This is a genomic window from Soehngenia longivitae, from assembly GCF_004684055.1.
Classification (GTDB): domain Bacteria; phylum Bacillota; class Clostridia; order Tissierellales; family Tissierellaceae; genus Soehngenia; species Soehngenia longivitae.
Map to the genome: position 1 here is coordinate 1 of NZ_SRIB01000010.1, position 18,248 is coordinate 18,248.

Consider the following 18,248-nt stretch of genomic DNA (forward strand, 5'->3'; position numbering starts at 1 on the left):
AGTTTCACACTGTTTAGTTTTCTTGGTTCATTGCCGCTCTTTCAGCGACTTTGTTAGTATAACATCTTTCAATATCTTGTGTCAATACCTTTTTTAAATTTTTTTAAAGTTTTTGTAAAATCTTTTCAAGTTTGATAAATAAATGTTCCCACGATAGTTGTTTTAAATTATTATCTATTGCGGTAAAATTATTATACCCTTCTAATACTTTTTTAATCATACTTTCTATACCTTTTTCAAGTGATTTAATGAAAATAATTTCTCCTTCTTCAGAAACAACATCTACACTTGACATTGGTGGTAAATCTACGTATTCAATCATTCCACTTTTGTTTATTTCTTCTCCTAAATATTCTTTTATTCCAGAGTGATTTGTAACTACAGCTCTAAGTCCGCAGGCTAAAGCTTCTATTGTAACTAAACCCAATCCTTCATAAAAGGAAGGAAGCACAAATATGTGAGATTTTCTAAACACTTCTCCCAAATTTTTTTGACTTAGATTTCCAAGATATCGAACTTTGTTTTCATTAGCCATTTTCAATATATTTTCTTTTTCTTCCCCTGATCCATTTCCAGCCAACGAGAGGTCTATTTCATATTTATCTTTCAAATTTCTAAAAGCCATTATTAAATGAGGTACACCTTTACTGTTACTCAATTTCCCTGCATATATTATCTTTATGGACTCATTAGAGGGTCGCGCATCAGGAGGATAAAAGTATTCACTATTGTATCCCGCTCCTATTACTTCTATCTTATCTTTTGGGATATTATACATATCATGTACTTCAAATTTTTCTTGGCTAGAAAGAGTTAGTACAAAATCTAATTTCCGACACCCTTCGACAACAAATTCCCTGTAATCAGGATTGTAGTACATCTGTCTTATATCAGTGCCGTGACATATCCCAATAACTTTTTGGTTTGATTTAAGCCTGCATACTAATGATGTTAAAATCCAAAGGTGATGCGATATAATTACATCAGGATTAAAATTGTTTAATGCATCTATTATAGATTTTTCAAAGGCATTCATCCAATCAGATAACATTTTCTTATCTAATTCTTTATAGGTGGTGCTTGGATATGGCATTATATCGCTCATACCTACTATTTTAAAAGGTATTTCTTTAGTATTGAATCTGACCAAGTTCAAATAATTTAGCGAATTATTTTCATATATTAATCCCTCTTGTATTGCAGCTATTAGTCCTTGTTGATGATTTTTCTTCTTTCCTTCATTGATAAGGGAATTAACATAAATTCCACTGCCCGTTTCCCCTGGAAACTGAGCTAGAATGTGAAGTATTTTCATTTTTCTCACCTATAAAATATTGCGGCTACTTGGCCGCAATATTAATTTTATTCCTCTATTGGTTTCATAGTAGGGAATAGTATTACATCCCTTATACTTGCTTGATTTGTTAATAACATTATCATTCTATCTATTCCAATGCCTTCTCCACCTGTTGGAGGCAATCCTACTTCAATTGCATTTATAAAATCAGTATCCATTGGATGAGCTTCATCATCTCCAGATTCTTTCTGCCTTACTTGCTCTTCAAATCTCTCTCTTTGATCTATAGGATCATTCAACTCAGAAAATGCATTTGCAATCTCCCAAGTGTTTATAAATGCTTCGAATCTATTTGTTATTCTTGGATCTTTAGGGTTTCTCTTAGCTAGTGGTGATATATCTACAGGATGACCTGTGATAAATGTAGGCTGAACTAAATGTTCTTCAACGAATTCTTCGAACATTTCTGATATAATCATACCCCTAGTCATTTTGTCGTCAACTTCTAGTCCTTTTTCCCTTGCAACTTTTCTAGCTTCTTCATCTGTTTCTATCAGACTAAAGTCAACCCCTGTGTATTTCTTAACCGCTTCAGCCATGTCCATCCTATCCCAAGGAGGGGTTAGATCTATTTCAGTGCCTTGATAATTTATTACAGTTGTCCCCAATGTCTTCATAGCAACATATGAAAATAGTTCTTCAGTAAGTTTAATCATGTCTTCATAATCTGCATATGCTTGATAGAATTCTATGCTAGTGAATTCAGGGTTATGTCTTTGATCCATTCCTTCATTTCTGAACATTTTCCCCATTTCATAAACTTTTTCAAATCCACCTACTATTAACCTCTTTAAATATAGTTCATTTGCTATCCTTAAGTACATGTCTATATCCAATGCATTGTGATGAGTTACAAAAGGTCTTGCATTAGCTCCCCCAGCAATAGTACTGAGTATAGGAGTTTCTACTTCTAGAAATCCCTTATTGTCTAAAAATTCTTTTACGGCTTTTATTATTTTACTTCTTAGTATAAAAGTGTCTTTGACTTCAGGATTAACGATTAAATCTACGTATCTTTGTCTATATCTAAGCTCTTGGTCTTTTAATCCGTGGAATTTTTCAGGTAGTATTTGAAGTGATTTAGATAGCAATGTTATCTTTTCAGTTCTAATTGAAACTTCTCCTGTTTGGGTCTTAAATACAATGCCTTCTGCCCCAATTATATCTCCTATGTCAAGAAACTCTAAATCTTCATATCCTTCTTCACCAAGTACATCTTTTTTAGCAAAAAGCTGTATCTTTCCATTGCTATCTTGTAAGTCAAAAAACGTAACTTTTCCATGACCTCTTCTAGACATCAATCTTCCGGCTACACTTACTCTCTTACCTTCCAACTCATCATATTTATCTTTTATCTCGTCACTATGATGAGTGTAATCGTATTTTTCAATTAAATAAGGGTTCTTGCCGCTTTCCATTAGTTTAGTTAATTTTTCTCTCCTGATTTTTAGCATTTCATTCAAATTTTGCTCGTTATTATCCAATTTAAGTCCCCCTTGTCTTTTATATGGTTATATTATCTCATAATTGCTTTTATTTTGTATTTGATTGTCCCATCAGGTGCCTGTACATTAACAGTATCTCCAACTTTTCTACCTAGTAATGCTTTGCCCATAGGAGATTCATTGGATATCTTTCCTTCAAAAGGATCCGCTTCTGCCGATCCAACTATTGTATATTCCAATTCTTCATTGAATTCTAAGTCTAAAACAGTAACTCTAGAACCTATTGACACTATATCAGTAGATATTTCATCATCATCTATAATTACCGCATTTCTGAGCATTGCTTCAAGTTTTGCTATCCTCTCTTCTAATTTTGCTTGCTCATTTTTAGCTTGATCATATTCGGCATTTTCACTTATGTCTCCAAAAGCAAGAGCTTGTTTTATACGGTCTGCTACCTCTTTTCTCTTAACTACTTTAGCTTCTTCTAATTCCATTTCCAATTTTTCTAATCCTTCTGGGGTCAGAAATACTTCCTTTTCGGTCATTAAACTCTCTCCTTTGATTTAATTAATACATTTATTGTCAGTATTAGTTGAAATTCTATCTGAATATTTCTAACTTTGTATGCAAACTATTATAATCAAGCGTAAATTAGTTGTCAAGCTATAAACAATCTTAATTGCATTAGGATGATTTTAACCTGTATAAATAATCATTTAGAATAGAGACAACTTCTGTCTTTGAATTTATAGTGTTTATTTGTTCTCTAACATTTTTTGAATTTGTTAGTCCTTTGATGTATCCATGTATATGCTTTCGCATTTCGTTCACACCAATTCTTTCTCCTTTTGTTTTACATAGCTCATTTAGATGAAAAATAGCCATATTAATTATCATTTCTGATGTTGGCTTTGTAATTTCCTTTTGCGATAAAGCTTCGTTGATATTTAAAAATATCCATGGATTCCCTATCGCAGCTCTACCCACTGCAACATAGTCACAATTAGTTCTTTCCAATACTGATATAGCATCTTCTGGAGTTGTTATATCTCCATTTCCTATTACAGGGATTGAAATGCTCTCTTTAACTTTTCTTATGAAATCAATGTCGGCTTTGCCAGAATAAAACATCTCTCTGGTCCTAGCATGGACAGTAACTGCACTTGCGCCAGCTTGCTCCAGCATTTTTGCAAAATCTACACCATTTATATTGTATTTATCCCATCCCATTCTTATTTTTACTGTAACTGGTTTGTTAGAAATATCTACTATTTTTTTTACAATATTGTAGCTTAATTTCATATCGTTCATCAATGCACTGCCCTCATTATTTTTAACAATTTTTGGTGCAGGGCATCCCATATTTATGTCAACTATGTCAAAATCATCTCTTTCGTTTAGCTTTGTTTCAACTACATAAGCCATTATATCAGGGTCAGAGCCAAAAATTTGAATAGCAAATGGCCTTTCAGATTCATCAGTCATTGTTAATTCAAATGTTTTTTTATCATTGTAATACATTCCCTTTGCACTAACCATTTCGCTTGTTACTAATCCAGCACCTAATTTTCTTGCAATCTTTCTAAAAGTTAAATCTGTATATCCTGCCATTGGTGCTAAAAAAGCTTTAGATTCTATATTGATATTGCCAATAATTAACACTCACCTCCTATCAAATAAGGTAAGTAACCATTAGTTACTTACCTTGTTTCTTTCGTATATTATCCTTAATCCTTCTAATGTAAGATATTTATCTACAACTTTTATATTCTTCGTTTCAGCAGAAATTAAATTAGAAAATCCTCCAGTTGCTACTACCATTACATCTTCCTTTGACTGATTCATTTCTTCTATCATTTTATCAATTATATAATCAATCATACCAGCAAACCCGTAAATTAAGCCAGATTGAATGCTTGTGATGGTATTTTTGCCAATAACTTTTTCAGGCTTTGTAATTTCTACCTTAGGTAGCTTAGCGGTCCTTAAAAATAAGGCCTCAGCAGAAATGCTTATACCAGGTGTTATAACTCCACCCAAGTATTCTCCTTCTTTATTGACATAACAAAAAGTATTAGCTGTGCCAAAATCTACAATAATCACTGGCCCACCGTATTTTTCGTATGCGGCAACTGCATTTACTATTCTGTCTGCCCCAACTTCCCTAGGGTTGTCATATTTTATATTCATGCCAGTCTTCACACCTGGTCCTATTACTATAGGTACTATATTGAAATACCTTTGAGTCATCGCAGGCAAAGTGTGCATCAAAGTTGGAACTACAGAAGATATTATTATGTCATCAATATCTTCTATTTCGATATTATCATGTTTAAAAAACTGGTCAAATAGCATTCCATACTCATCAGATGTCTTCTCTTTGTCTGTTGCTATTCTTCTATCGTATATTAATTTCTTCCCATCATATACCCCAAACACAATGTTTGTATTGCCAACATCAATTACTAATAACAAGTTTTCACCTTCTAGTTATTATTTTCGTTTTACTGCCGAAACTACACTCGATACTACAATTGCAGCAATTATTGTCTCTGGAATGCCATTAGCAACTCCAATACCTGCTATCACTCTACCTACAAATTGTGTATCTTGTCCTAAAGATTCTACGAATTGCTCTCCGTAGATTAAATATATCATCGATAGCACTAATACAGTGTTTGTCAGTGTACCTATTACTGCGCTTACTAATACATCTATTGACTTTCCTTTAAACTTTTTAGTCGTCATATATATCATGATACCAGTCAATGCAATTAAGATTATATTAATTAAAATTTCCCATACAGTAGTATAGTTGACTATGTTTAAATATAATCCATGAGCTAAATAAACAATTATAGCACTCCATATTATATCCATGATCCATATCGTCTTTTTATTCCCAATTTTATTAAATAAACGATAACTATAATATGAAGTTATTCCTATTAAAATTCTTGGGAGTACAGAAACTAATGGATTTAAAAAAAATGGGCTAACAGGTGTGGGCGCAGTTATTGCTTGATAAATACTAAAAAGCCCAAAGATAAGTCCAACTAATGCCCCTACCACAGGACCTTCTAATATTGCGCCGATTATTACGGGTATGTGCATTACTGTAGCTTTAGTTGGTCCCACGGGAATGAATCCCAATGGTGTCATGCCTAATACTATGGATATAGCACCTAATACCCCTATTACTGTCAACTTTCTTACATTTACAGATTTACTCTTTTTCACTTTACCCCTCCGCTCTAGTTCCTTTTGGATACCAGTCGATATGCCAAAATTAATTATTTAGTCTGACTCAATAAGATGTCAGCTTATTAACAAAACAATTATACATATTTTGGTTAGATAATTCAATATTAATTTATTATATCTCTATAAGCTTTTAATCCCTTTATGCTTTCCGCATTTAAAATTGCGTTAACTATTGCTCTTCTTGTTACCTCAGCACCTAATGTAAACACTAAATTCAAATCAGCTTCGATTTCATTTGTTGCTAATGCAAAAATCGTATCGCCATCATACATAGTATGAACAGGATTTATTGCTTTAGCATAACCATTATGTGATGTTTCCGCTAACTTATTCGCATATGCTTTGTTTAGTTTTGCATTGGTAGCTACTACACCTATGGTAGTATTAGTGTGAGTTACTGAATTGTTAATATAACCTTTTTGCATTATTTCAACTGTATTTAATAATTTGTTTTCATTATAATCATATACTCCTGCAATTTCTTCAGTTCCTTCATAAATATCTCCTAAACTGTTTACACAGATAAGAGCTGAAATTACCAAATCTCCTACTTTCATAGAAGCGCTACCTATTCCGGATTTCATAGCATTATTAAAGCCCAATATTTTACCAACACTAGCACCCATCCCACATCCAATATTACCTTGCTTGTTTTCGTTTGAAGTCGCATTTTCGCATGCTTTGTACCCCATTTCTTTATCTGGCCTTATAGTGTGATTTCCAAGATTTAAATCGAATATTACCGCAGATGCTACTATGGGTACTTTCGTAAAACCAACGTCAAGCCCAATTCCTTTTTTTTCTAAAAATTCCATTACACCTGATGCTGCATCTAGCCCAAAAGCTGATCCTCCTGCTAATACTATTGCATTTATTTTTTCTACTGTCTTATCTGGTCTAAATAAATCCGTTTCTCTCGTCCCAGGGGCACTCCCTCTAACATCTACGCCCCCAGTTGCTCCTTGTTCGCTAATGACAACCGTTACTCCTGTCATGCCTTCTTCTGAATGCATATGCCCTACTTTTATACCATCTACATCAGTTATATATCCGCTGTACATGTTTACATCTCCTATTATTTATTTATTATTTATTATTACCCAAAACTATTAACAAGCCATCAAAGTTATGGCTCTGATGGCTTGTTTTAACTAAAAAACATTAAAAGCATACCAGCTGCAATAGCAGAACCAATTACTCCTGCTACATTTGGCCCCATCGCATGCATAAGTAAAAAATTTCTAGGGTTTTCTTCTTGACCTACTTTTTGAGATACTCTAGCTGCCATAGGTACAGCTGATACTCCTGCTGAGCCGATCAATGGATTTACTTTTCCACCGGATACTTTGTACATTATTTTGCCAAAAATCACACCTGATGCTGTACCTATTGAAAAAGCTACAAGTCCAAGTGCTAATATCCCGAGAGTTTTTAGATTCCAAAAATTTTCTGCACTTGCTGTTGCACCAACAGTTGTTCCTAAAAGTATTGTCACTATGTTTATCATTTCATTTTGTGCTGTTTTAGAAAGCCTATCTGTCATTCCTGACTCTCTGAATAAATTTCCTAGCATTAACATACCTACTAATGTTGCAGCAGATGGCAGAAGCAATGAAACAACTAATGTTACCATTATTGGGAAAATTATTTTTTCTTTCTTCGAAACAGGTCTTAATTGTTCCATTACAACAGATCTTTCTTCCTTAGTTGTAAGGGCTTTCATAATAGGAGGTTGAATGATTGGAACTAATGCCATATATGAATAAGCAGCAACAGCAATTGGACCTAATAGTTGAGGTGCCAATTTTGATGTAAGATATAAAGCAGTTGGTCCGTCTGCTCCACCAATTATCGCTATACTAGCTGCTTCAGCTCCAGGAAACCCCATCAATACTGCTCCAATGAAAGTTGCAAATATTCCAAACTGTGCTGCCGCCCCAAGAAGGATTGATTTTGGATTTGCTATAAGAGGACCAAAATCTGTCATTGCTCCAATTCCTAAAAATATTAATGGAGGATAAATACCTAATTTAACTCCTTGGTATAAATAGTACAATAAGCCCCCATATTCTTTTGTGTGGCTTACTAACTCTCCTGTATTTGGATCTCTAATAATCTCAACAACAGGTTCTTTCATCATGTCAGCACCTGGTAGATTAGCTAATAGCATTCCAAAAGCAATCGGTATTAATAATAAGGGTTCAAAACCTTTAGCAATAGCTAAATATAAGAGAACTAGTGAAATAATTATCATTATTATGCTTCCAAAAGACATCATAGCAAAACCAGTGCTATTCAAAAAATCAACCACTACAGTTGCAGTCATTTCTTTCACCCTTTCTGATGTAGCTCTATTCTATTATTGCTAACTTATCTCCAGTATTTACTGTGCTTCCTTCTTTAGCTATCATTTTTACTAATTTACCATCACGTGGAGCTAATATTTCGTTTTCCATTTTCATAGCTTCTAGAATTAATATGATATCACCTGCTTTTATTTGTTGCCCTTCTTGAGCCACTACCTTCCATATATTTCCTGGCATTGGTGCCTCAACAATTTCTTGCCCTTGCTGTGGTTTTATTTCTTCTGCAACTTCCTTTTTAGGTTGTGATTTTTCTATTTGCTTTTCAATCGGCTTTTTAACTGTGGCTGATTGAGATACTTGATTCTCATTAGAGCCTATTTCCTCTACTTCAACTTCATAACTTTGTCCATTTACATTTATTTTAAATTTTCTCATTTTCTATCCTCCAGTCTATATTTTGTTGAAAATTTGTTCTAATTGCCCCACTCTTTTCCAGTCACTAATATCTGGGGGTATTCTTTTTATTGTCCTTATTTGTATATCTTCGACTTTGCTATCTGTCACAAAAGCTATCGCAGCTGCGATTGCTGCTATCATCTCTTCATTTAACTCATTTGTATCTGTTTTGATGTCTAAATCACTTTGCTTAGTTTCAATTTTTACAGTTTCAATTTTTCTCTTTGAATTGTCATTATTGCCAATAGCTTTTAATCTATCTATCAGAAAAGATATCAAGATAAGTATTAAAAACACAGCCACCATACTAGTAACAGTAACAATTAATGATTCTCCAATAGTTATGTTATCGCTCATTTTTCGACCTCCTATACAGGCAAATTGCCGTGTTTTTTGCTTGGCCTGTTTTCTCTCTTACTCTCAAGCATATCAAATGCGCTAATCAACCTTGGTCTAGTATGGCTTGGAACTATTATATCATCGACAAATCCTCTTTGAGCAGCAATAGATGGATTCGCTACAGTATTCCTGTATTCCTCAATTTTTTCCATCCTTGTTTTTACAGGATCGCCAGAATTCGCAATTTCATTTTTAAATATTATATTAGCAGCACCATCTGGCCCCATTACTGCAATTTCAGCTGTTGGCCAAGCAAATACTTGATCTGCCCCTAGATCTTTGCTGCACATTGCAAGGTAAGCTCCACCATAAGCTTTTCTGATTATTAAGGTTACCTTTGGCACTGTCGCCTCTGAATAAGCATATAGCATTTTAGCTCCGTGTCTTATTATTCCACCGTATTCTTGATTAGTGCCAGGTAAAAATCCAGGTACATCGACTAAATTTAGCAAAGGGATATTGTAGGCATCACAAGTTCTTATAAATCTTCCAGCTTTATCAGATGCATTTATATCTAAGCATCCTGCCAGTACTTTTGGTTGATTTGCTATAACACCAATGGTCTTTCCATTTAATCTTATAAAACCGGTAATTATATTCCCAGCATATAGAGGTTGTACCTCGAAAAATTCATTTTCGTCAGAAATCGATTTTATTATTTCTTTCATGTCATATGGTTTATTTGGATTTTCCGGTACTATATCATTTAACATCTCATCCGTACGATTTATGTCATCATCTGTTCTTACAACAGGTGGCATTTCTAAGTTATTCGAAGGTAAATATGAGAGCAATTCTCTAACTCTCTTTATAGTATCTTCTTCTGTTTTATCCATAAAATGAGCAACTCCACTAGTTCTATTGTGTGTCATTGCACCACCTAGTTCTTCTTGAGTGACCTCTTCACCTGTTACTGACTTTATTACTTGTGGCCCTGTAATAAACATCATACTCGTTTTTTCTGTCATGAAGATAAAATCAGTAAGAGCTGGTGAATACACTGCTCCTCCTGCACATGGTCCCATGATTACAGATATTTGTGGTATTACTCCAGATGCTATTGTATTTCTATAGAATATTTTCCCATATCCCGATAATGCATCGACCCCTTCTTGAATTCTAGCACCACCCGAATCATTGAATCCAACTATAGGTGCCCCCATCTTTAGAGCCATGTCTTGAACTTTTACAATTTTATTTGCATGCATTTCACCTAAAGATCCACCAACAACTGTGAAATCTTGAGCATATACAAATACCAGTCTTCCATCTACTGTACCGTATCCAGTGACAACTCCATCGGCAGGTGCATCTACGTTTTCCATGTCAAAATTCGTCGATCTGTGTTTAACAAATGCATCTATTTCTATAAAACTATTTTCATCTAAAAGTAAATTGATTCTCTCACGTGCTGTTAATTTACCTGAGCTATGTTGTTTTTCTATCCTTTTAATTCCACCACCGAGTTTTATTTTTTCTTTTTCTTTGATTAATTCATTTATTTTGTCATTCATTTTTATCCTCCTATAGAGATTATTCTCTTTCGCTTATTTCTATTAGCACGCCATTTGTTGACTTTGGATGTAAAAATGCAATCTTTGCTCCACCTGCACCATATCTTGGTTTTTCGTCTATTAAACGAACTCCTTTGTCTTTTAATTCTTTTAGTGTTTGTTCAATGTCATCCACTCTAAAAGCAATATGTTGGATACCTTCTCCTTTTTTTTCAATAAATTTGGCTATTGGGCCTTCCTCATCAGTTGATTCTAACAATTCTACTTCCGAGTCTCCTACAGGTAAAAATGCTACTTTTACTTTTTGTTCTTCAACTACTTCTCTCCCAGTACATTCAATTCCAAGAATTTGTTCATAAAACTCTACTGCTTTTTCAATGTCCTTTACAGCTATCCCTATATGATCTATCTTTTTGACCATCTAAACCCTCCTAGCTCAGTTTAATAATAAATTTAAAAGCTCTTCTTTTGCACTATATGGATCAAGCTTTCTTTTATATACTTCGTTTACAATAGTATTTAAAAAATCATTCTCCACTGCTTTTTTCATGATTAAGTTAATCAGATCTTCTTTTGCTAAGTCTAATATTTCTTGTCTAGCATTGTTTATTCTTCTAATATCAAAATTTCCTGTTCTCATTTGATAATCTCTATGTTCAAATATAGCTTCTAAAAGAGTGTCAATGTCTTTATTTTTTATTGCTGATACTTTTATTACCTTAGGTCTAAAAGCTTTGCTATCATTTAAATCCAAATTCATTTCTATCTCTAATTTCGTCTTGTCTGCCCCATCTAAATCAGATTTATTGATTGCAAAAACATCAGCTATCTCCATTGTACCAGCTTTTATCGCTTGTATGTCATCTCCCATATTGGGAACTAATACCATCAGAACTGTATCTGCCATTTTAACGATGTCTATCTCAGACTGACCTACGCCAACTGTTTCTACAAAGATGTAGTCACAGCCAAAAATGTCTAATACTTTTATTGCACTAGAAGTAGCTTTGGATAGCCCTCCTAGATTGCCTCTAGTCCCCATGCTTCTAATAAAAACGCCTTCATCTAAGCTTAAATCAGTCATTCTGATCCTATCCCCTAGTATTGCCCCTCCAGTGAAAGGGCTAGTTGGATCTATAGCAAGAATACCTATTTTTTTACCTGCTTCTCGAAGTTTTTTAGCCATTTTATCTGTCAATGTTGATTTTCCTGCTCCAGGCGAGCCTGTTACACCAATGATATAGGCCTTTCCTGTTTTATGATACAATTTCTTTAGAATTTCTTCAGCCTCTTTATCATTGTTTTCAAGCATAGATATAAGTCTTGCACAGGCTATCTTATCACCAGCTAAAAGCCTATCTTCAATGTTCAAATAATCACCGCCTATTGTCTTTTTACATGAGTTTTTATAAATTCGACAACATCTTTTGTGCTAGTACCTGGAGTAAATATTGCTTCTACACCAGTTTGGATTAAAAACGGAATATCATCTTCAGGAATTACTCCTCCTCCAACTATCAGTCTATCTGTCACTCCTCTTTCTCTCAATAGATTTACAACCTTTGGAAATAAAGTGTTATGAGCTCCTGATAAAATACTCATTGCTACTACATCTACATCTTCTTGGATTGCTGCTTCCACAATTTGTTCAGGAGTCTGCCTTAACCCAGTATAAATAACTTCCATACCTGCATCTCTCAAAGCCCTAGCAATTACTTTTGCCCCTCTATCATGGCCATCTAAGCCTGGCTTAGCAACCAAAACTCTTATAGGTCTTTCCATTTGTTTCCCTCCTAATCTTATAAAATGACTGATTGTTCGTATTCTCCAAATACTTCTCTTAATGCCCCACAGATTTCTCCTAATGTTGCATAGGCTTTTACCGCCTCTAAGATATAAGGCATTAAATTTTCATCTGTCCTAGCTTTTTGTGTCAAAATATCTATGGTCTCCTTTACTCTTATATTGTCTCTTTCTTGACGTAATTTTTGTAATTTCTTCTTTTGTACAATTTCTACTTGTGGATCAACTTTTAATATAATTCTCTTTTGGTCTTCTTCAACTTTAAATTTATTGACTCCTACAACTATCCTCTCTCCACTTTCGATTTGCATCTGATATTTATAAGCAGAATTTTGAATTTCTTTTTGAATGTAACCAGTTTCGATAGCTTTTGTCGCTCCACCTAAGTTGTCGATGTTTCTTATATATTCCATAGCTTCTTTTTCTATCTTGTCCGTTAAACTCTCTATATAATATGAACCTGCTAATGGATCAATAGTTTCTGTTACTCCTGATTCATAAGCTACAATTTGTTGAGTCCTAAGTGCAATCATTACAGAATCTTCGGTTGGCAATGCAAGAGCTTCATCTCTTGAATTTGTATGAAGAGATTGTGTTCCACCTAATACAGCTGCTAATGTTTGAATAGCAACTCTAACTATGTTGTTATCTGGCTGCTGAGCAGTTAAAGTAGACCCTGCAGTTTGCGTGTGGAATTTTAGTTGCATTGACTTTTCAGATTTAGCATTAAATCTTTCTTTCATTATCTTTGCCCAAAGTCGTCTTGCAGCTCTATATTTAGCAACTTCTTCAAGCAAATCATTGTGAGCATTAAAGAAAAATGAAAGCCTTGGTGCAAATTCATCCACTTCAAGACCAGCGTTTATAGCTGCTTCTACGTATGCTATCCCATCTGCCAATGTAAATGCTACTTCTTGTGCAGCAGTTGACCCTGCTTCTCTTATGTGATATCCACTTATACTTATAGTATTCCATTGAGGTACGTGTTGTGAGCAGTACTCAAATATGTTTGTGATAAGTCTCATGGACTCTTCTGGTGGAAATATATATGTCCCACGTGCAATATACTCTTTTAATATATCATTTTGGATTGTACCTCTTAATTTGTCAGATGAAACTCCTTGCTTTTCTGCTACTGCTATGTACATTGCCAACAGTACACTTGCAGGTGCATTTATAGTCATTGATGTGCTTACTTTATCTAAAGGTATTCCATCAAATAAAACTTCCATATCTTTTAATGAGTCGATCGCAACCCCAACTTTACCAACTTCGCCTTCACTAAGTGGATGATCTGAATCATATCCAATCTGAGTTGGAAGATCAAAAGCTACGCTCAAACCTGTTTGCCCTTGTTCTAGTAAGTATTTATATCTCTTATTTGATTCCTCTGCTGTAGCAAAACCTGCATATTGCCTCATCGTCCAGAGTCTTCCTCTATACATTGTCGGTTGAACTCCTCTTGTAAAAGGGTATTGCCCTGGATAGCCTATTTCTTCTTCGTAATCCATGTCTTTAGTATCTAATGGTGTATACAACCTTTTTACTTCAACGCCTGAGCCTGTTGTAAATGTTTTCTTTCTTTCAGGAAATTTCTCAATTAGCTTCACGATTTTATTTTCTTCCCATTTCTGATAAGAAGATAATATTTTATCATACTTATCTTTATCATACATTTCATTGACCCCCTCGAATTTCTCTTTCAATTGCTATTATATTAGAAAATGTAGCAATATTGCAATATAAATTTCAAATTATATTCAAAATGAAATTTATATTGCAATATTGCCTTCCCCTTTTATATTTTATATCAAATCTCTCATCTATAAAAGCCTAAAAAAAACAGGAAATTAAATTTCTTTAATTTCCTGCTACTATAGCTTCAAATTCTTTTCCATCTATCGTTTCTTTTTCCATAAGTGTTTGCGCTAATCTATGCAATACATCGATATTGTCTTTTAATAAAGATTCTGCTTTATGATAAGCTCTATCGATTATATTTCGCATTTCTTTGTCTATTTCAGCAGCTACTTCTTCACTGTAATTTCTAGTTCTTCCAAGATCTCTTCCTAAAAAGACTTCATCGTTGTCATTTCCATAAGTCATAGGTCCAAGTCTTTCACTCATTCCATAGTGAGTTACCATATCTCTTGCAATTTTAGTAGCTCTTTCTATATCATTTTGCGCACCAGTGCTTATATCCTCAAGTATTAATGCTTCTGTTACCCTTCCACCTAATAATACTGCTAATCTATCTTCCATTTCACCTTTTGTCATATAATTTCTATCCTCATCAGGTATATAGGCTGTAAATCCTCCTGCCATTCCTCTAGGAATTATAGTAACTAAGTGAACAGGGTCTGTTCCTGGAATTAATTTAGAAGTCAAAGCGTGTCCAGCTTCATGATAAGCAGTAAGCCTTTTCTCTTTTGGGCTAATTACTTTGCTCTTTTTTGCTGGTCCTGCTTGTACTTTCAGTGAAGCTTCTTCAATCAAATGCATAGGTATTTCTTTTAAATTATACCTAGCAGTCAAAAGTGCAGCTTCGTTCATTAAATTTTCCAGATCCGCTGGTGTGAATCCTGGTGTCCTCTTTGCTACCACCTTTAAGTCAACATCTTCTGCTAAAGGTTTATTTCTAGAGTGTATCTTTAAAATCGCTTCTCTTCCCTTTACATCAGGTAAGCCTACATAAATAGTTCTATCAAATCTACCTGGTCTAAGCAATGCAGGGTCAAGTATATCTGCTCTATTAGTTGCGGCCATTACTATAATCCCTTCGTTTTTGCTAAAGCCATCCATTTCAACTAGAAGCTGATTAAGAGTTTGTTCTCTCTCGTCATGTCCTCCTCCTAGTCCTGCACCTCTTCTTCTTCCAACTGCATCTATCTCATCAATAAAAACAATACATGGAGCATTCTTTTTAGCTTGCTCAAATAAATCTCTGACTCTACTAGCACCAACTCCGACAAACATTTCAACAAAATCCGAACCTGATATCGTGAAAAATGGAACTCCTGCCTCTCCTGCCACAGCTTTGCTAAGATATGTTTTACCTGTTCCGGGTGGCCCTACCATCAATACTCCTGTAGGTATTCTAGCTCCTATATCAATGTATTTCTTTGGATTTTTGAGAAAATCTACTATTTCTTGTAATTCTTCTTTCTCTTCTTCAAGCCCCGCAACATCATCAAAGGTGACAATTTTACCATCTTCTAATTTCTGCATTTTTGCACGGCTTTTACCAAAAGACATTACTCCTTTATTGCCTCCGCCCTGCGTTTGCTGCATCATTACCATCCAAAATACTCCAAATATGAGGAGTATAAAAATCGTTGGAAGCATTTCTATATACCAGGGAGTTGTTGGTATTTGCTCTGCATCGTATACGATTTTACCTTCATCAACTAATTCTTTGACATAGTCGTGATAAAAAGTAACCCTTGTCTCTTCAGGAAGAATAGCTGTGAATTTATTGCCATCATTAAGCTCTCCTTCTACTGTATTGCCAATTGATGTAATTTTATTGATACTCCCATCATTTAAATGTGTAACTAACTCTGTAAAGCTTAATTCCACAGGTTTTTCTACATTTGTACCTAACATCCTTGTACTTAGCATAATCAATAATACTATTATTAAATAGATGCTTATGCCTCTAAAAAATCTCTTCAAATTAAGTCTCCCTCCAGTTCATAATTAAGTCTATTAATATATTTATTTATAATATTCTTCTTTTAATGCTGCAACAAATGAATAATTTCTATATTTTTCATTAAAGTCTAGGCCATAACCGATGATGAATTCATCAGGTATAATAAACCCTTTATAGTCAACATCTATATCGACTTTTCTTCTCTCAGGTTTATCAAGCAATGTGCATATTTTAACACTTTTAGCGCCTCTTTTATTCAGTAATTCTTTTAAATATCCAAGAGTTAACCCTGTATCTATGATATCTTCTACTATGATAATATCCTTTCCTTCTACACTAAAGTCTAAGTCCTTTATTATTCGAACTTCTCCTGTAGACATACTTGATTTGCCATAACTAGAAACAGCCATAAAATCAATGTGAATTGGTATTTTTAACTCTCTTATTAAATCTGACAAAAACACTACCGCTCCTTTTAAAATACCTACAACTACTGGCTCTTTACCTTGATAGTCTTTCGTTATTTGTTCTCCTAATTCCTTTACTCTCTTCTTAATTTGATCTTCAGTAACTAAAATTTCTTTAATTATTTGATCCTCCACCCAAATACCTCCAAATCAATATTTTTGGTACTGCATTTTTAATACCCTTTGAGTTCTATTTGTAATCTTAAAAATATCTGAAATATCATATCCTATTATCCACAGAATATTATTGCTGTCACATACAAGAGGAATATTATCTCTTTCTTCTTGTGGTATCTTTTTATCTATAAAGTATTTTTTAAGCTTTTTCTTGCCACCTAACCCTAGTGGATAAAAGATATCACTCTCTCTTCTTGTTCTCAATGTAATTGGCCATTCTATTTTATCATAATCGAAATATTTTGTATTTATTAAATTGTATTTTATATCTTTTTGATCTATTTCTTCAATCATCAATTCTAGTCTGAGTTCTTCAATAATGTTTTTACCTATCGATAATTCCTTTTCTTTTAATGCTGTTTCTTTTTGTTTATCTGCTAACTCTAAATGAAGATCGCCATAGGAAATTCTTGCTACTATGCCTTTAGCTATATTTAAACTCTTGCCTGTCATGTTTTTTCCTAATAGGTCAGCCACTAATTCAATGTGTTTTTGTTCAATGTCTATGATATCATCACACAGACAAAAGATCGCCTTTCTAATTATTCGATTTTTAATTGCTGGAACCTCTTTGTTTAAAGACGCGCCTTCAATGATTATACTATTATTGTCTATTTTTTTCACCAATAAATTATATTTTTTTTCGGCAATTTCATCTAGCGCATCTGAATCAATTTGTGCATTTTTAGATAGCCTGTATAAACTATCTACTATATTTGGATTAAAATTATCTTCAATGTACGGGAAAAGTTCCAGTCTTATTTTATTTCTTTGATATATGGTTTCAACATTTGTATAGTCTTCAACATATTCTAGTCTATTTTCTATTAAGTATTCTTCAAGTTCATTTCTTTTCATGTTAAGTATTGGTCTTATTATATCTTGCGTTAAAAATTGCATACCCCTTAGTCCATCTATGCCAGTCCCTCTAATTATTCTTAACATTACTGTTTCAGCTTGGTCATTTTTGTTATGAGCTACTGCAATTTTTCCTCCTCCAATGTCATTCAATATCTTCCTAAAGAATCCATATCTAAGTATTCTACCAGCTTCCTCTGAAGAAATCTTCTTTTCTCTTGCATATCCATTCATGTCCACTTTTGTGCTGTAAAACGGTATATGGTATTTTTGAGATAGTTTTTCTACAAATTGTTCATCTCTATCCGCTTCATTTCCTCTTACCCCATGGTTAATATGTGCAACATAGAGGCTATAATCCATTACATCTGTTAGTCTGACCAATAAATCAAATAATACTACAGAGTCAATGCCACCAGATATTCCTGCGACAATATTTTCTTTTGGGTTTATTAAATTGTATTTTATGACATTTTCATAAAATTTATCAAATAGATCGTACATAAAATCACCTTTTCTTAAATAAACAAAAAACCGGGAAACC

Annotated in this window: 18 protein-coding genes; all 18 read right to left on the minus strand. The window is 33.8% G+C overall.

From position 1 onward, the window contains the following. Nucleotides 1-103: 103 nt before the first annotated feature. Nucleotides 104-1,315 (minus strand): glycosyltransferase family 4 protein, encoded by a 1,212-nt coding sequence (locus tag E4100_RS07345; RefSeq protein ID WP_135271395.1) that lies wholly within the window; start codon nt 1,313-1,315, stop codon nt 104-106. A 47-nt stretch (nt 1,316-1,362) separates the two neighbouring features. Next, on the minus strand, nt 1,363-2,811 hold the full coding sequence (gene lysS / locus E4100_RS07350) for a lysine--tRNA ligase (protein ID WP_135271480.1): 1,449 nt from the start codon (nt 2,809-2,811) through the stop codon (nt 1,363-1,365). 62 nt (nt 2,812-2,873) lie between these two features. After that, the gene (gene greA / locus E4100_RS07355) at nt 2,874-3,350 is read right to left on the minus strand and encodes a transcription elongation factor GreA (RefSeq protein WP_135271396.1); all 477 of its coding nucleotides are present in this window, start codon (nt 3,348-3,350) and stop codon (nt 2,874-2,876) included. 139 nt (nt 3,351-3,489) lie between these two features. Continuing rightward, nucleotides 3,490-4,467, minus strand: coding sequence for a tRNA dihydrouridine synthase DusB (gene dusB, locus E4100_RS07360; RefSeq protein WP_245196375.1), 978 nt, complete (start codon nt 4,465-4,467; stop codon nt 3,490-3,492). Nucleotides 4,468-4,497: 30 nt separating this feature from the next. Next, entirely contained in the window at nt 4,498-5,280 is a 783-nt protein-coding gene (locus tag E4100_RS07365; protein WP_135271397.1) for a type III pantothenate kinase, read from the minus strand. An 18-nt stretch (nt 5,281-5,298) separates the two neighbouring features. Beyond that, nucleotides 5,299-6,045, minus strand: a complete 747-nt coding sequence (locus E4100_RS07370; protein ID WP_167792103.1) for an ECF transporter S component — start codon at nt 6,043-6,045, stop codon at nt 5,299-5,301. Nucleotides 6,046-6,173: 128 nt separating this feature from the next. Continuing rightward, on the minus strand, nt 6,174-7,130 hold the full coding sequence (locus E4100_RS07375; RefSeq protein ID WP_135271399.1) for a P1 family peptidase: 957 nt from the start codon (nt 7,128-7,130) through the stop codon (nt 6,174-6,176). Between the two features lie 86 nt (nt 7,131-7,216). Further along, on the minus strand, nt 7,217-8,395 hold the full coding sequence (locus tag E4100_RS07380; RefSeq protein ID WP_135271400.1) for a sodium ion-translocating decarboxylase subunit beta: 1,179 nt from the start codon (nt 8,393-8,395) through the stop codon (nt 7,217-7,219). Nucleotides 8,396-8,420: 25 nt separating this feature from the next. After that, nucleotides 8,421-8,810, minus strand: a complete 390-nt coding sequence (locus E4100_RS07385) for a biotin/lipoyl-containing protein (RefSeq protein ID WP_135271401.1) — start codon at nt 8,808-8,810, stop codon at nt 8,421-8,423. A gap of 15 nt (nt 8,811-8,825) precedes the next feature. Next, nucleotides 8,826-9,188, minus strand: a complete 363-nt coding sequence (locus E4100_RS07390) for an OadG family transporter subunit (protein ID WP_135271402.1) — start codon at nt 9,186-9,188, stop codon at nt 8,826-8,828. Nucleotides 9,189-9,199: 11 nt separating this feature from the next. Beyond that, on the minus strand, nt 9,200-10,744 hold the full coding sequence (locus tag E4100_RS07395; protein ID WP_209315312.1) for an acyl-CoA carboxylase subunit beta: 1,545 nt from the start codon (nt 10,742-10,744) through the stop codon (nt 9,200-9,202). Between the two features lie 19 nt (nt 10,745-10,763). Continuing rightward, nucleotides 10,764-11,165: a methylmalonyl-CoA epimerase gene (gene mce / locus E4100_RS07400; protein ID WP_135271404.1), complete on the minus strand. Its 402-nt coding sequence runs from the start codon at nt 11,163-11,165 to the stop codon at nt 10,764-10,766. 15 nt (nt 11,166-11,180) lie between these two features. Continuing rightward, the gene (gene meaB / locus E4100_RS07405) at nt 11,181-12,116 is read right to left on the minus strand and encodes a methylmalonyl Co-A mutase-associated GTPase MeaB (RefSeq protein WP_135271405.1); all 936 of its coding nucleotides are present in this window, start codon (nt 12,114-12,116) and stop codon (nt 11,181-11,183) included. A gap of 11 nt (nt 12,117-12,127) precedes the next feature. After that, the gene (locus tag E4100_RS07410) at nt 12,128-12,526 is read right to left on the minus strand and encodes a cobalamin B12-binding domain-containing protein (protein WP_135271406.1); all 399 of its coding nucleotides are present in this window, start codon (nt 12,524-12,526) and stop codon (nt 12,128-12,130) included. Between the two features lie 17 nt (nt 12,527-12,543). Then, nucleotides 12,544-14,223: an acyl-CoA mutase large subunit family protein gene (locus E4100_RS07415; RefSeq protein ID WP_135271407.1), complete on the minus strand. Its 1,680-nt coding sequence runs from the start codon at nt 14,221-14,223 to the stop codon at nt 12,544-12,546. Between the two features lie 184 nt (nt 14,224-14,407). Beyond that, entirely contained in the window at nt 14,408-16,222 is a 1,815-nt protein-coding gene (gene ftsH / locus E4100_RS07420; RefSeq protein ID WP_135271408.1) for an ATP-dependent zinc metalloprotease FtsH, read from the minus strand. 42 nt (nt 16,223-16,264) lie between these two features. Next, nucleotides 16,265-16,804 carry a hypoxanthine phosphoribosyltransferase gene (hpt, locus tag E4100_RS07425; protein WP_135271409.1) on the minus strand — a complete coding sequence of 180 codons (540 nt, stop codon included), beginning with the start codon at nt 16,802-16,804 and terminating at the stop codon, nt 16,265-16,267. 15 nt (nt 16,805-16,819) lie between these two features. Beyond that, entirely contained in the window at nt 16,820-18,208 is a 1,389-nt protein-coding gene (gene tilS, locus E4100_RS07430) for a tRNA lysidine(34) synthetase TilS (protein WP_135271410.1), read from the minus strand. Nucleotides 18,209-18,248: the final 40 nt, after the last annotated feature.